General features: G+C 70.1%; 13 protein-coding genes. 4 read left to right on the plus strand and 9 right to left on the minus strand.

The features are described 5' to 3' along the window. Positions 1–405 (minus strand): CoA-binding protein (locus Acor_RS18945; protein ID WP_174876166.1); only part of this gene is annotated, 405 nt, incomplete at its 3' end. A 13-nt stretch (positions 406–418) separates the two neighbouring features. Then, positions 419–1,570, minus strand: a complete 1,152-nt coding sequence (gene sucC / locus Acor_RS18950) for an ADP-forming succinate--CoA ligase subunit beta (protein ID WP_155338020.1) — start codon at positions 1,568–1,570, stop codon at positions 419–421. A gap of 99 nt (positions 1,571–1,669) precedes the next feature. On the opposite strand from sucC, the gene Acor_RS18955 reads away from it, so the two are divergent. The 3 genes from Acor_RS18955 to Acor_RS18965 all read left to right on the plus strand — a co-directional run bounded on the left by Acor_RS18955 (position 1,670) and on the right by Acor_RS18965 (position 4,206). Next, complete coding sequence (locus tag Acor_RS18955) at positions 1,670–3,079, plus strand: MFS transporter (protein ID WP_155338021.1); 1,410 nt, start codon at positions 1,670–1,672, stop codon at positions 3,077–3,079. A 112-nt stretch (positions 3,080–3,191) separates the two neighbouring features. Then, positions 3,192–3,923: a GntR family transcriptional regulator gene (locus Acor_RS18960; RefSeq protein ID WP_155338022.1), complete on the plus strand. Its 732-nt coding sequence runs from the start codon at positions 3,192–3,194 to the stop codon at positions 3,921–3,923. A gap of 73 nt (positions 3,924–3,996) precedes the next feature. Continuing rightward, positions 3,997–4,206 (plus strand): hypothetical protein, encoded by a 210-nt coding sequence (locus tag Acor_RS18965; protein WP_155338023.1) that lies wholly within the window; start codon positions 3,997–3,999, stop codon positions 4,204–4,206. Between the two features lie 344 nt (positions 4,207–4,550). On the opposite strand, the gene Acor_RS18970 is transcribed toward Acor_RS18965, so the two are convergent. The 7 genes from Acor_RS18970 to Acor_RS19000 all read right to left on the minus strand — a co-directional run bounded on the left by Acor_RS18970 (position 4,551) and on the right by Acor_RS19000 (position 14,052). Then, the gene (locus Acor_RS18970; RefSeq protein ID WP_155338024.1) at positions 4,551–5,540 is read right to left on the minus strand and encodes a TerC family protein; all 990 of its coding nucleotides are present in this window, start codon (positions 5,538–5,540) and stop codon (positions 4,551–4,553) included. Then, positions 5,537–6,025, minus strand: coding sequence for a hypothetical protein (locus tag Acor_RS18975; protein ID WP_246238766.1), 489 nt, complete (start codon positions 6,023–6,025; stop codon positions 5,537–5,539). The genes Acor_RS18970 and Acor_RS18975 overlap by 4 nt, the downstream gene beginning before the upstream one ends. Positions 6,026–6,107: 82 nt before the next feature. After that, positions 6,108–7,514: an Nramp family divalent metal transporter gene (locus tag Acor_RS18980; protein WP_155338026.1), complete on the minus strand. Its 1,407-nt coding sequence runs from the start codon at positions 7,512–7,514 to the stop codon at positions 6,108–6,110. Between the two features lie 168 nt (positions 7,515–7,682). After that, positions 7,683–9,809 carry an acetate--CoA ligase family protein gene (locus tag Acor_RS18985; protein WP_155338027.1) on the minus strand — a complete coding sequence of 709 codons (2,127 nt, stop codon included), beginning with the start codon at positions 9,807–9,809 and terminating at the stop codon, positions 7,683–7,685. A gap of 1 nt (position 9,810) precedes the next feature. Further along, positions 9,811–11,037 carry a formyl-CoA transferase gene (gene frc, locus Acor_RS18990; protein ID WP_155338028.1) on the minus strand — a complete coding sequence of 409 codons (1,227 nt, stop codon included), beginning with the start codon at positions 11,035–11,037 and terminating at the stop codon, positions 9,811–9,813. A gap of 11 nt (positions 11,038–11,048) precedes the next feature. Then, entirely contained in the window at positions 11,049–12,749 is a 1,701-nt protein-coding gene (locus Acor_RS18995) for a thiamine pyrophosphate-binding protein (protein ID WP_155338029.1), read from the minus strand. 106 nt (positions 12,750–12,855) lie between these two features. Next, positions 12,856–14,052, minus strand: coding sequence for a molybdopterin molybdotransferase MoeA (locus Acor_RS19000; protein WP_155338030.1), 1,197 nt, complete (start codon positions 14,050–14,052; stop codon positions 12,856–12,858). A gap of 74 nt (positions 14,053–14,126) precedes the next feature. Here Acor_RS19000 and Acor_RS19005 point away from each other — a divergent pair, with 74 nt between their 5' ends. Continuing rightward, positions 14,127–15,110, plus strand: a complete 984-nt coding sequence (locus tag Acor_RS19005) for a 2-dehydropantoate 2-reductase (RefSeq protein ID WP_155338031.1) — start codon at positions 14,127–14,129, stop codon at positions 15,108–15,110. The last annotated feature ends 23 nt before the right edge of the window (positions 15,111–15,133 follow it).

The following is a 15,133-nucleotide window of genomic DNA, read 5'->3' on the forward strand; positions in this document are numbered from 1 at the left end:
ATTCGAGAAGCCGGGGGTGATCAGCCCGGGGCAGTTCGGGCCGATGATCCGGGTTCGGCCGGAGGCGCGGGCGCGGGCCAGGAACGTCAGGGTGTCGTGCACGGGCACGCCTTCAGTGATGACCACGCAGAGCCCGATCCCGGCGTCCACCGCCTCGAGAACGGCTCCCTTGGCGAACTTGGGCGGCACGAAGACCACGGAGACGTCCGCGCCGGTCGCCTCCATGGCCTCCGCTACGCCGGAGAAGACCGGAATGCCCTGATGCGTGGACCCGCCCTTGCCCGGAGTCACCCCGGCGACCACCGTGGTTCCGGCGGCCACCATGCGGGCGGTGTGCCGGCTTCCCTCGGCGCCCGTCATGCCCTGCACGAGCACTCTGCTGTCTTTGGTCAGGAAGATCGCCATTGTTTACCGCTCCTCACGCAGCCGAACGGGCCAGCCGGGCCGCCTCTTCGGCGGCGCCGTCCATGGTCGGGACCTGCCGGACGGAGGGATGCGCGGCCCGGCTGAGGATCAGCCGGCCGGCCTCCGCGTTGTTGCCGTCCAACCGGACGACGATCGGGTGCCCGTGACCGCGCTCCCCGAGTGAGTCGAGCGCGGCGACGATCCCGTCCGCGACCGCGTCGCAGGCCGTGATCCCGCCGAACACGTTGACCAGCACCGATTTCACGTCCGGGTCGGACAGGATGATCCCCAGCCCGTCGGCCATGATCTGGGCGGACGCGCCGCCGCCGATGTCCAGGAAGTTCGCCGGGCGGGCGCCCGCCTGGGCGACCACGTCGAGCGTGCTCATCACCAGCCCGGCGCCGTTCCCGATCACGCCGACCTCGCCGTCCAGCTTCACGTAATTGAGGCCCTTGGCCTTGGCCCGGCTTTCGAGGTCGTCGCCGTGGCCCGGCTCAGGCTCCGCCGCCGGATGCCGGAAGGAGGCGTTCTCGTCCAGGGTGACCTTGCCGTCCAGGGCGATCACGCGGCCGTCGGCGGTGCGGGCGAGGGGGTTGACCTCGACGAGGACCGCGTCCTCCTCGACCATCACCCGCCAGAGCCGGACCAGGACGTCGGCGATCTCCGCGCGGATCTCCTCGGGTAACCCGGCCTGGTCCGCGATCAGCCGCGCCACGCGCTGATCGACCCCGGTCAGCGGATCGATCGGGAACCGGACCAGGGCCTCCGGGCTGGTGGCCGCGACCTCCTCGATGTCCATGCCGCCCTGGGCGGAGGCCATCGCGAGGAACGCGCCGTTGGCGCGGTCGACCAGGAAGGCCGCGTAGTACTCCTCCAGGAGCACGGTGGCCGGTTCGACCAGCACACTGTGGGCGATATGCCCTTTTATGTCCATGCCGAGGATCGCGTGCGCCTCCGCTTCGGCCGTGGCCGGGCCCGGCGCGACCTTGATGCCGCCCGCCTTGCCCCGCCCGCCGACCTTGACCTGCGCCTTCACCACCACCGGCATCGCCAGTTCCGCCGCGATGGCACCCGCCTCCTCCGGCGTGGTCGCCACCGCGCCCCCGGGAATCGGGACTCCGTGCCGCGCGAACAGCTCCTTCGCCTGATGTTCGTACAGATCCATCGAGCCCTCCTCAACCGGTTCCTGTAGACGGTATACCGTATGGCATCTGCGCCGTCCAGCCCTGGACAGTGAACCGGTACCTGGGATATCCCATACAGTATGCACAATGCAATCGAGGTTCGCGACTGGCGGGGCCGGATCTACCTCGTCGGCCCCTCCGCCACCGAGCTGCTCCGCCGTCCCCCTTCCTGGATGTGGTGGGCGGCCTGGGCGGCCATGGCCGCCATCGCCCCCATGGAGTACGGCTACGCCGCCCTCTCCCCGCAGCTCGCCGCAGCCCAGGGCCTGTCCCTGGCAGGCTCACTCATCCCGCTCGCCGTCTGGCTGGCCTGCCAGGCGCTCGCCGCCCTGGCCACGGCGATCCTGCTGTCCCGCGGCCGGCTCCAGGCCCGCACCGCGCTCCGCTTTGGCGCGTTCCTGTCCGGCGCGGCCCTGCTCACCGTCGCGGCCACCGGCCAATCACCCACCCCGTCCCCCGCCATCTCCGCGCTGACGGCCCTGATCGTCGGGTACGGCCTGCTCGGCGGCATCGGCGCCGGCCTGGTGTACGGCGCCTGCACGCAGACCGTCGCCCGGTGGTACCCGGACCGCCCGGCCATCCGGGTCAGCTTCGTGACCGGCGCGTTCGCGTACGGGACGATTCCCCTCACCGTGGCGGTCGGCCTGGACGACGACCTGCTCGGCCCGGCCTACCTGGTCGCGGCCGTGGTGGCCGTGGGCGTCATCACGGCGGCGGCGACACTGGTCAGCGCCCCGCCGCCGTTATGGTGGCCGCCGGAAGTCGACCCCCGCGCGTGGGCGCTGGACCGCTCGGTTCTGCACCGCCAGCCCCGGGCGGTGCGCCAGTTCTCCCTCAGCGAGGCGGCCAGGACCCGATGCCTGGCCGTTCTGGCGTTGATCCTGGTGGTCGCGGGGGCGATCGGGATCTTCAACGTCATCACCCTGGCGGTCACGCTGGACGCCGCGGGGCCGGTCATCGCCGCCCTCATCGCCTTGATGCTGCTGCTCAACGGCGCGGGAAGGTCCGCCGCGATCCTGCTCGCCGAGCGGTTCGGCCGGCCCCGGATCCTCTCGCTCGTCCTGCTGTCGCTGGGCGCGGGACAGGCCCTGCTGGCCCTGGCCGGGCTGGCAGCCCGCGCCGGGGCGGCGGCCTCCCGTGCGGCGGGGGCGGCGGTGTCGATCGGGGCGACGGATGCCGGGATCGGTGTGGGGTTTCTGGCCCTGGCCGGAGTGGGCCTCGCCGGGATCGGGAGCGGGGCCTGCTACCCGCTGGTCGCGTCGCTGGTTCGTGAATATTTCGGTGATGAGCGCATGTCGGGTATTCACGGTGTGGTCTACTCCGCCAAGGCCGTCGCGGGGGCCGCCGGGGTGGGTCTGGCGATCTGGGGGGCAGCGGACATCGTGTCGGCCTTCCTGGTCGCGGCCGTACTGTCGATCGGGGCAGTGGCGCTGTGCGGGCTGTTGCGCAGGCCCGGATTGCCGGTGACGCTCCCGATCAGGGTGCTGTGATCGATCTCACCTCAGGGCATAGTGCCAGGAATGTATGCTGTAGGCAGTCGACGACAAACAGTTAGGCGTCAGACTTTCGGCGAACAAGCCGCCCATTCTGGAGTTGAGAACGATGCTCGCGAACCAGGGAGCCACTGCGAAGATCGCCCGGCCCACGACGCTCAGGGAAAGTGTGTTCGAAGCGATTCTCGAGCTCATAATCGTCGGGAATCTGGAGCCCGGCCAGCATCTGGTCGAGAACGAGCTGGCCGACATCCTCGGGGTTTCCCGTCAGCCCGTCCGGGAGGCGCTTCAGCTGCTCAGCGGTGAGGGGTGGGTGGATCTGCGGCCGGGTCACGGCGCGTTCGTGCACGCCCCGACCGTGGCCGAGGCCGACCAGCTGCTGGCCGTGCGCACGCTGCTGGAGACCGAGTCCGCGCGCCTGGCCGCGCGCAACTCGGACGAACCGGGCGTGGCGCAGCTGCGGATGTTGTGCGCCCGCGGGCTGGCCGCGTTCGAGTCCGACGACGTGGACGGCTCGGTGGCCGCCAACTCGGAACTGCACGCCGCGGTGACCGCGCTGTCCGGCAACCAGGTCCTGGCCGAGCTGACCTCGCAGGTCGCCCGGCGGGTCCGCTGGTATCACACGCCGGTCGCCCGGCAGCGTGGGCGGGCGTCCTGGGACGAGCACACGGCGCTGATCGACGCCATCGCGGACGGCGACGAGGAGCTGGCCGCCGAGGTCATGCGCCGGCACACCGAGCACACCCGGCATTCCTACCTGGAGCAGCGCGCCGGCCATGGCGAGGAGAGCGTGTCCGCACCCGCCCGGCGGCGCCGTCCGCGCGCCGCCGCCACGAGTTGACACGCCTTTCATCGGCCGCCTGTTTCCTTGAAACACGACGGGTAGAGAATGGAACGGAAAGGAGGTGACCTCCATGAAGGCGTTTCTGAACCGGCTCCGCGGCCTCCGCGACAGACCCCGCACCGGCACGGCCGACGGCCGTCCGATGGGCCTCGGCCTGGCGACCGCGATGCGGAACTACTCCTCCGCCCGCGACGCCGACCGCCACCTGCGCCGCTGGGCCGCTGAGCAGCAGCCCACCACCACTCCCGCCGACCACTCCGGCGACCCGCACTCGCGCTGAGCCACCCGCACACCCAGCCGAGCCGCCGCCACCCGATCACCAGCGATCCGCTGAGCACCCAGGGTCGACCAGGCACCCGACACCAACAGCAGGGGCAGAGCCGGACCAATGCCCGCCGCGGCCTTCGCGAGCGTCCCCCACCGGCTCCCCCGAAGCGAATCCCTCCCTCCAGCGAATCCTCCGACGATCCGGATCCGTCGGCAGGCCGACCAAGAGCACCCGGCCAGCGGATTTCGCCTCCGCGAGCATCGCCTTTCAGCCACTTCGCCGTACCGGCGCAAGAGGGCTGGCGGACGGCCCGGAAGGGCCGCCCGCCAGGGTGGTCGGAAGGTTCCAGAAAGGGGTTAGTTGTCGACTCCCGCGGGTTCGCGCTGGGTTTGGACGGCCGCGCGACGGGTGTCGGAGCGGGACTTGATGAGGCTGGCGACCGTGGTCAGCGCCAGGGTGCCGATGATGACGCCCAGGGAGACCAGGATCGGCACCTCGGGGGCCCAGGAGACGCCGTCGTGGTGCAGTGCTTCCATGATGAGCTTGACGCCGATGAAGGCGAGCACGATCGACAGGCCCTTGCTGAGGTAGACCAGCCGGTCGAGCAGGCCCCCGATCAGGAAGAACAGCTGGCGCAGCCCCATCAGCGCGAACACGTTGGCCGTGAACACCAGGTACGGCTCCCTGGTCAATCCGAAGATCGCCGGAATCGAGTCCAGCGCGAACAGCAGGTCGGTCGTCCCGATGGCCACCATGACGATGAGCATCGGGGTGACCATCCGCCGCCCGGCGACCTGAATGGTGAGTTTCGCGCCGTGGTAGACGTCGGTGGCGGGCAGCACCCGCCGGACCGCACGGATCGCGATGTTCTCCGAGAACTCGGCTTCCTCCTCCTCATGGCCGATGAGCTTCCACGCCGTATAGACCAGGAACGCGCCGAACAGATAGAAGAGCCAGTCGAATCTGGCCACGGCCTCGGCGCCGGCCGCGATGAACAGGCCGCGCATCAGCAGCGCGATCACGATGCCGACCAGCAGCACCTTCTGCCGGTACTCCCGCGGCACCGAGAACCGGCTCATGATCAGTAGGAAGACGAACAGGTTGTCCATGCTGAGCGAGTACTCGGTGATCCATCCGGCGAAGAACTCGCCGCCTCGGGCCGGCCCGGCCACGAGCAGCAACCCGCCGCCGAACAGTCCCGCGAGCGCCACGTAGAAGAGCACCCACCACGTGCATTCGCGAAAGGACGGTTCGCGCGGATTGCGGGCGACCAGGTAGAAGTCGAGGGCCAGCACGAGGGCGAAGCCGCCGATCGTGACGAGCCACACCCAGGTGGGCAGGTTCATCGAACCCCTTTCTTCGGCTTGGCCCGCCGCCGGTCACGGGCGCGCGACAGTGTCTCGGCGTGTTCCACATACCGCCGGAGCAGTAGCGCGGCTTCGGGGTTGTGGCCGGCCACCCGCATCAGCCACGGCGGCATGAAGCGCTCGTGCAGCCACAGGAAGCCGATCGCGAAGCCGAGGCTGACCATGGCCTGGTAGGCGAGGAAGCCGCCCAGGCCGCCGGACAGGTAGACCTGCCCGTGCAGGACGAGACCGGCGGCCGTCTCCTGGACCAGCCGGGCCAGTGGGAAGCCGATGAGCCAGTAGACCCCGGCCGGGGCGAAGACGCCGGGCCGGAACAGGCCGCTGAACCTGCCGCCGAAGGAGCGGGGGCCGAGCAGCATGCCGTACCCGGCGCCGAGGAGGCCGAGCGGGACGGCTAGGGCGAGCGCCGAGACGGCGGCCCAACCGGTGGACTGCCCCGCGAGGAGGGTCAGCCCACCGGCCATGGCGCCGGCGACGACTCCGATCGACAGCCCCGGGACAGCGAGCTCCGCGTAGTGTCGTCCGAATGATCGTCTTGGCGCCATGTCAGCCCACTACCACGCCGAACGCGAACAGGCTGTAGAGCAGCATGCCGAGATAGAACACCGCGCCGAAGCCGATGATCACGTTCGTAAGGAGCTTGGGCCGGATGGGTTTGGGCAGCATCCGGTTGTTCACCAGCAGCAGTGTGACGCAGTACGCGCCCATCGCGAACGTTGACAGGAACGCCAGCGTGTCGAGAATGCCGCTGGGCCCGTCGGCCGGGCCGAACAGCAGGATGAGGATGCCGAAGGCGATGACGCCCCACAGGAAGATGGCGTAGAGGTGCGACATGCGCAGCCGCTTGGCGCCGCGGACGAAGTGATAGGTCATGTCGGCCTGGCCCCGGGAGAACGAGTCGAACAGCCCGAGGGTGGCGTTCATGCCGATCAGCGCGATGAAGCCGAGGAAGACCACGCCCAGGACGGAGCTGCCCGCCGAGGCGAAGGAGTCGGCCATCGCGTTGAGCGCCGCTTCCCGCTCACCGTTCTCGATCACGTCCTTGACCCCGGGGGTGTTCCTGGCCGCGGCCTGGGCGATCACGGTGAACGAGATCGTGACGAGCATCGTGATACCCCAGAAGAGCAGCAGCGCGTCGAAGGTGACCCAGCGCCGCCAGCCCTTCCACTTGCGCATCTCCTCCGGGTTCTCGGTGTCGAACATGAAGCCGCGCGACGGCATGGCCTCCTCTTCGCCGGCGTGCCGGAGACCGCGGATCTGCGGGATGTGCGCGCCCATGCCTGCGCCGGAGTCGCGCAGATGCAGCGTGTACCACATCTGCTGCATACCGGACGGGCCGGCGAAGGCGATGGAGCCCACGATGACGGGGAACCAGGCCGCAGACAGCGCCTCCGACGGCAGGTAGCCGAAGGAGAACATGCCGGTGATGGTGTTCACCACGTCGCCCCAGGTGCCGACCATGGCGGCGACGACGGCGGTGCTCACCACGAGCACGCCGATCAGGACCGAGAGCACGCTCTCCAGGAAGCTGTAGATCACTTTGGCCAGGCTGAAGACAGTCCCGACCAGGAGTAATCCGACCACCGCCGTGATCATCCAGGGGATCCCGGTTATCTGTTCGAACGCCGCCGCGCCCGCCGACAGATGGCCGGGCCAGATGTAGACGAGGATGGCGACGATGAAGAAGAACCACATCAGCGGCTTGAAGACCCGGGCCGCGCCGAAGAAGATGCTCTCCCCCGTGGCCATCGCGTAACGCGCCATCTCCAGCATGACGACGGCCTGGAGGGTGACGCCGATCAGGAACAGCCATCTGATCTCCGGCCCGAACAGCAGGACCAGCCGGGGCCACATGTAGGACTCGCCCATGCCCACGCCGAGCGCGACGAGGAACACGGTGGGCCCGAGGATGTGCACCGACGGGGGCGCGTCGGGCAGCGTGCGGATGGGCATCGGCTCCAGCTTGCCCGCCCGCCATACTCGTTCATCTTGATCCGCTGGGGCAGCCGTGTGCTCGGTCGCCGGTGTTCTTGACGTGTCCACGTATGGACCTCCTCGGGAGTTTGGTTGGTCCCGCCTGTCCCCGATTCGCCCCCTCGTTCTGTGCGGCCCTCCGCCCGCTCAGCCGCGCAGCAGTCCGGCCGCGCGGGCCCAGCGATACTTCGCGCCGAGCACCGCCACCGGTTGCTCCGTGGTGTACGGATAGGCGATGACACCGTGGTCGAAGAGGTATTCGCACGCCTCCTCGACCTCGACGTCACCGGCCAGCGACGCCACTACCGGCTTGACGTTGCCGTTGGCCCGTTCCTCGGCCACGACCCGGGAGACGAGCTCGGCGAAGACCATCGGCGGGGTGACGATGGTGTGCCAGTAGCCGAGCACCAGGGCGTGGATCCGCGGATCGGTCAAGCCGAGCCTGAGGGTGTTCTCGTACGTGCTGGGTGGCTCGCCGCCCGTGATGTCGATCGGGTTGCCCGCCGCCCCGAACGGCGGAATGTACGCCTTGAACGCCTCGTCCAGATCCGGCGGGATCTCCATCAGGGTGAGCCCGTTGTCGACGCACGCGTCGGAGAGCAGCACCCCGGATCCGCCTGCGCCGGTGATGATGACGACGTTCTCGCCCTGGGGCGTGGGCATGATCGGCAGCGACCGGGCGTATTCCAGCATGTCGTTCAGTCCGGGAGCGCGGACCACGCCGGCCTGCCGCAGGATGTCGTCGTAGACCTTGTCGTCGCCGGCCAGCGCGCCGGTGTGGGATCCGGCGGCGCGGGCGCCCATGGCGGTCCGCCCCGCCTTCAGCACGATCACCGGTTTGGTCTTCACGACCCGGCGCACGGCGTCGACGAAGCCGCGGCCGTCCTTGAGGTCCTCCAGGTGCATGGCCACGCAGTGGGTGTTGTCGTCCTGCTCGAAGAAGGTGAGCAGATCGTCCTCGTCCACGTCGGCCTTGTTGCCGACGCCGACGATCGCCGAGACGCCCATCCGGGTGGTCCGGCTGAAGCCGAGGATGGCCATCCCGATGCCGCCGCTCTGCGAGGTCAGCGCCACACCGCCACGCACGTCATACGGCGTGCAGAAGGTCGCGCACAGGTTTTCCGGCGTGTAGTAGTAGCCGTAGATGTTGGGCCCCAGCATGCGGACCCCGTGCCGCCGGGCGATCTCGACGATCTCCCGCTGGCCTTCGACGTTGCCGGTCTCGGCGAAGCCGGACGGGATCATGATCGCCCCGGCCACGCCCTTCACGCCCGCGTCCTCCAGCGCCCCGGCGACGAACTGCGCGGGGATGGCGAACACGGCCACGTCGACCTCGCCGGGCACGGCGGCCATGTTCGGATAGGCGGGTAACCCGAGGATCTCGGTGGCCTTCGGGTTGATCGGGTAGATCCGCCCCTGGTAGCCGCCGTTGATGAGGTTCCGCATCACCGAGTTGCCGATCTTCCCGTTCTCCGCGGAGGCGCCGATGACGGCCACCGCGCGGGGCTTGAAGATGCGGTTCATCGAGGCGAGGATCTCGTCCCGGGACAGCCTGGCCGGCGGCTCGGCCGGTTCGGGGTCGAGCAGGATGCGGACGTCGGCGGCGACCGCGCCGGTCGCGCTCGCGAAGACGGGGTTGAGGTCCACCTCGGCGATCTCGGGGTGGTCGGAGATGAGGGCGCCGACGCGCTCGATCATGCCCGCGAGCGCCTCGCGGTCAGCCGGCGCGGCCCCCCGCACACCTCGCAGCACTTCGGCCGCTCTGATGTCATCGAGCATCCCGAGTGCATCATCACCTGAAAGTGGGGCAAGCCGGAAGGTCACATCTTTCAGCACCTCGACCAGGACCCCACCCAGGCCGAAGGCCACCACTTTGCCGAACGTGGGGTCGGTGACCGCGCCGATGATCACTTCGTGGCCGGCGCCCACCATCTGCTGCACCTGGACGCCGTCGATGGCCGCGTTCGGGTCGTAGGCGTGCGCCGCGGCCAGGATCCGGTCGTAGCCGGACCGCACCGCCGCGGGATCGGCCAGGCCGACGAGCACGCCGCCCGCCTCGGTCTTGTGCAGGATGTCCGGCGAGACGATCTTCAACACGACCGGGAAACCCATCCCGGCGGCCAGCGCGACGGCGTCCTCGGCCGAGGTCGCCACGCCCTCGCCGGGGGTGGCGATCCCGTACACGTCGCAGATCCGCTTGCCCTCCGGGGCGGTCAGCGCGAGCCGGCCCTCCGCTCGGGCCTTCTCCAGGATCTCTCCGACCTCGTTCGACATCTCAGACAACTCCGTCTCTCTTCAGCTGGGCCAGTTCGTCGGCGGTGACGCCGAGCCCGGCGTAGATCTCCTGGTTGTGCTCGCCGAGCAGAGGCGGCGTGGTCACCTCGACCGGGGAGTCGGAGAGGTGGAGCGGGCTGCCGACGGTGACGAACGAGCCGCGCTCGGGGTGCTCGACGGTGATCACCGCGCCCTCGGCCCGCAGCGACTCGTCCTCGACGAGCTCGCGGGTGGACAGGATCGGCCCGCACGGGATGTTCTCCGCGTTCAGCCGGTCCAGCACGGTCCACTTGTCGTGCTGGACGGTCCACTCCTCGATGAGCTGGAACAGCTTGTCGAGTTTGGGCAGCCGCGCCTCCGGCGTGGCCCATTCCGGGTCCTCGGCCAGTTCGGGGCGGCCGATGATCGCGGACAGCGGCCGCCAGCCGACCGGCTGGACGATCACGTAGATGTAGTCGTTCGGGCCGCCGGGGGCGCAGCGCACCGCCCAGCCGGGCTGGCCGCCGCCGGACGCGTTGCCCGAGCGCGGCACCTCGTCGCCGAACAGCTCGTTCGGATACTCCCGGAGCGGACCGTGCGCCAGCCGCTGCTGGTCGCGCAGCTTGACCCGGCACAGGTTGAGCACGGCGTGCTGCATGGCGACCTGGACCCGCTGGCCCTTGCCGGTCTGGCCGCGCTGGTAGAGGGCGGCCAGGATGCCGGCCACGGCGTGCACGCCGGTGCCGGAGTCGCCGATCTGGGCGCCGGTGGCCAGCGGCGGGCCGTCGTCGAAGCCGGTGGTCGACATCGAGCCGCCCATGGCCTGGGCGATCACCTCGTACGCCTTGAAGTCCGCGTATCGCCCGGGGCCGAAGCCCTTGATCGACGCGTACACCAGGCGCGGGTTGAGCTCCTGCAGCCGCTCCCAGGTGAAGCCCATCCGGTCGACGGCGCCGGGGCCGAAGTTCTCGACCAGGATGTCGGCCTCCCGCACCAGGCCGGTGAACAGCTCCTTGCCGCGGGCGCTCTTCATGTTGAGCGTGATGCTGCGCTTGTTGCAGTTGAGCATCGTGAAGTAGAGGCTGTCCACGCCGGGCAGGTCACGCAGCTGCGACCGGGTGATGTCGCCGGAGGGGGCTTCCAGTTTGACGACGTCGGCGCCGAGCCAGCCGAGCAGCTGGGTGCACGACGGGCCGGACTGCACGTGGGTCATGTCGAGGACGCGGACGCCCTCCAATGCCTTTCCCATCGCCGTCCCCTCTACTTGTACATCGTCTGGTTCATGGTTCCGGGGGCGTAGACCTCCGGATCGACCCATACGTTGATCAGCGCGGGCTTGCCCGACTCGCGGGCACGCTCCAGGGCGGGCCGGATGTCGGCCGGATCCCTGACCTCCTCGCCGTGGCCGCCCAGCATCCGGGCGAACTCGTCGTAGCGCACGTCGCCGAGGGTGTTGCCGACCCGGCCGCGGGCGTCGCCATACTTGGCGGCCTGCCCGTAGCGGATCTGGTTCATCGAGGAGTTGTTGCCGATGACGCCGATGAACGGCAGGTCGAAGCGGACCATCGTCTCGAAGTCCCACCCGGTGAGGCTGAAGGCGCCGTCGCCGAACAGGCAGAGCACCTCCTTGTCGGGGCGCGCGTATTTGGCCGCCATGGCGAAGGCGACGCCGACGCCGAGGGTGCCCAGCGGGCCCGGGTCCATCCAGTGGCCGGGTGACTTGGGCTGCACGACCTGGCCGGAGAAGGTGACGATGTCGCCGCCGTCGCCGATGTAGATGGTGTCCTCGGTGAGGAACTCGTTGATCTCGTGGACCAGCCGGTAGGGGTCGATCGGCTGGGCGTCGGAGAGCTGGCGGGGCAGGCGGTTCTGGTAGGCCTTGGTCTCGACCGCGCGCAGCTCCTCCAGCCACTCCTTACGCCGGGCCGCGCCGCTGTCCACCCGCCCCGAGGCGGCCTGCGCGGCGGCGGACAGGATCAGGCCGGCGTCGCCGACGATGCCCAGGTCGATGTCGCGGTTCTTGCCGACGGTGCGGTAGTCGAGGTCGATCTGCACCACGGTGGCCGACTTGGACAGGCGCTTGCCGTAGCCCATCCGGAAGTCGAACGGCGTGCCGACGATGATGATCAGGTCGGCCTCGGTGAACGCGTAGCGCCTGGACAGCTGGAAGTGGTGCGGGTCGCCGGGCGGGAGCGTGCCACGGCCGGAGCCGTTCATGTAGGACGGGACGTTGAGCGCGCGGACGAAGTCGATCGCGTCGTCGGTGGCGCGGCAGGTCCACACCTGGCTGCCGAGCAGCACGCACGGCTTCTCCGAGTTCACCAGCAGGTCGGCCAGGCGCTCGATGGCCTCCGGGTCGCCCGCCTGCCGGGTGGAGGCGCGATACCGCCCGGCCGCCGGAATCCGGGCCTTGGCCAGGGGCACGCGCGCGTCCAGCACGTCCCGCGGGATCTCCAGGAAGGCCGGGCCCGGCGCGCCGTGGTAGCACTCGCGGAAGGCCATCGACACGATGTCGGCCACCCGTTCCGTGCTCGGGACCGTGGCCGCGAACTTGGTGATCGGGGTCATCATGTCCACATGCGGCAGGTCCTGCAGCGAGCCCATCTTGTGCTGGCTGAGGGCGCCCTGACCACCGATGAGCAACATCGGGCTCTCCGCGCGAAAGGCGTTGGCCACACCGGTCACCGCGTCGGTCGTGCCCGGCCCCGCCGTGACCACCGCGCAGCCCGGCTTGCCGGTGATCCGCGCGTAGCCGTCGGCGGCATGCGCGGCCACCTGCTCGTGCCGGACGTCGATCACCTCGATGCCCTCGTCCACGCAGCCGTCGTAGATGTCGATGATGTGGCCGCCGCAGAGCGTGAAGATCACGTCGATCCCCTCCGCCTTTAGGGCCTTCGCCACCAGGTGGCCGCCGGAGATCGTTTCCGGCGCGTCCGCTGCCTGCGGCACTGGCTCCGTCATCTGTGTCGTCCTTCCGGGAGACGTTCTGCTTCATGTCTACGCCATACTGCATACCGTATGAGGAACATGGTTACTCTCCTGTCCCTGGGATGTCCAGAGGTTTCGGCTACTCGCTCAGACCCGGCTCGACCGGCAGGGCGAGCAGCTCCACCGGGCCGCCGGCCCACCCGGGCGGGAGCACGGCCAGCGCGTCGGCCAGCGCCGGTCCGCGCAGCGAACCGGGCCGGTCATGCCCGGTCGGTACGGCGCCGCGCCCCGACCGCCGCACCGCCACCAGCCGGGTGTCGGCCGGATGAGCCATGACCGGCACGGCCAGCGCGGAGCGCTCCCCCACCGTCTCGGCCCGCCCCGCCAGCGCGCGCAGCATCGGAACCAGCAGCGTCAGCGCCGCCGCCAGCGCGGCGAAGGGATTGCCCGGCAGGCCGATCAGTGACCGCCCGCCGGGGAGCCTGGCCAGCAGCTGCGGATGGCCGGGCCGGACGGCCACGCCGTCGATCAGGATCGTCGCGCCGACGGCCGCCAGCACGGCCCGCAGATGATCGGCGGGGCCGCGGGAGGACGCTCCGCACACGACGACCACATCACCGGTCCCGTCGGCGAGCACGCCGGTGAGCACGGCCTCCTGGTCAGGCAGGTAGAGGGGCGGCAAGGACTCCCCGCCCGCCCAGGCGATCAGCCCCGGCAGCATCGGGCCGACCGCGTCCCTGACCCGGCCGGGGCCCGGAACTCCGGTGGGCACCACCTCGTCCCCGGTGACCAGGACCTCCACGATCGGGCGGGGCCGGACGCGCAGGAGATCGTGGCCGAGCGCGGCGGCGAGGCCGAGCACCACCGGCGTGACGAGGGTTCCGGCCGCCAGGACCGGTTCGCCCCAGGCGCAGTCCTCGCCGCGCCGCCGGATGTGCCGCCCCGGCTCGGCCTCCCCGATGACGACGCCGTCGACGCCGCCGGCCGCCTCATAGGGCAGGACGGCCTCCGCTCCGATCGGAACCGGGGCGCCGGTGCCGATCTCGACGGCGGTGCCGGAGCGCAGGGTGCCGCCGTGGGCCGGGCCGCCGGCCAGCACCTGCCCGACCACCCGCCAGGGCGGCCGACCGGCCACGGCGTAGCCGTCCATGGCGGCCACGGCGTCCCGCGGCAGCGGGATCAGGGCGCGCAGCGGCTCGGCCAGCCGGCAGCCATACGCACCGGAAAAGGGCAGGTCGGCGATGGGGAGCGGGGCGGCGGCGCGGTAGGCGATCCGCCGCGCCTGGTCCCAGGGCACGTCCGTGCGGATGGAACGGACGCCGGAAGCGACAGTCATGGGCGACTCCTTGACCTTCAAACTTTCCATACTGTATACCGAATGCACGGTCGACGCGAGAACGGAGCTTGCTTGTGAAGGTCGCTGTTCTTGGCGCCGGCGCCATCGGTGCGTATGTGGGGGCCGCCCTGCACCGCGCCGGCGTCGAGGTGCATCTCATCGCCCGCGGGGAGCACCTCGCGGTCATGCGGAAGTCCGGCGTACGGGTGCTCAGCCCGCGTGGGGACTTCACCGCCCATCCGAACACCACCGACGATCCCCGCGAGGTAGGACCGGTCGACCATGTCTTCCTGGGCCTGAAGGCCAACTCCTACGCCGCGGCCGGAGAAATGATCAAGCCGATGCTGCACGAGACGACTTCGATCGTCGCCGCCCAGAACGGCATCCCGTGGTGGTATTTCCACCGGCTGGCGGGGCCGTACGAGGGATATCGCATTGAAAGTGTGGACCCGGGGGGCGCGGTCACGGCCGCGCTGCCGCTGGAGCGGGCCATCGGGTGCGTGGTCTACGCGGCGACCGAGATCGAGGCGCCGGGCGTGATCCGCCATCTGGAGGGGACCCGGTTCTCGATCGGGGAACCCAGCGGCGAGCTCTCGCCGCGCTGTGCCGAGCTCAGTGAAGCCATGATCGCGGGCGATCTCAAATGCCCGGTCGAGGCGGATCTGCGGCACGACATCTGGGTGAAGCTGATGGGCAACGTCGCCTTCAACCCGATCAGCGCGCTGACCCGGGCCACCATGGCCGGCATCTGCCGGCACCGGAGCACCCGCGAGGTGGTGGTGACGATGATGCGCGAGACGGTCGAGGTGGCCCGGCGGGTCGGCTGCGATCCGCAGATCTCCATCGAGCGCCGGATGGCCGGGGCGGAGCGGGCCGGCGAGCACAAAACCTCCACACTGCAGGACCTGGAGAAGGGCAAACCGCTGGAGCTCGACGTGCTGCTCGCCGCCGTGGTGGAGCTGGCCGACCTGACCGGCGCCTCGGTGCCGACCCTGCGGGCGGTGCACGCGGTCACCGATCTGCTCGACGAGCAGGTCAGGCTTGTGGCATCGGCGTGAACGCGCATACCGTAGGCTGTATA

This window comes from Acrocarpospora corrugata (assembly GCF_009687845.1).
Taxonomy (GTDB): Bacteria; Actinomycetota; Actinomycetes; order Streptosporangiales; family Streptosporangiaceae; genus Acrocarpospora; species Acrocarpospora corrugata.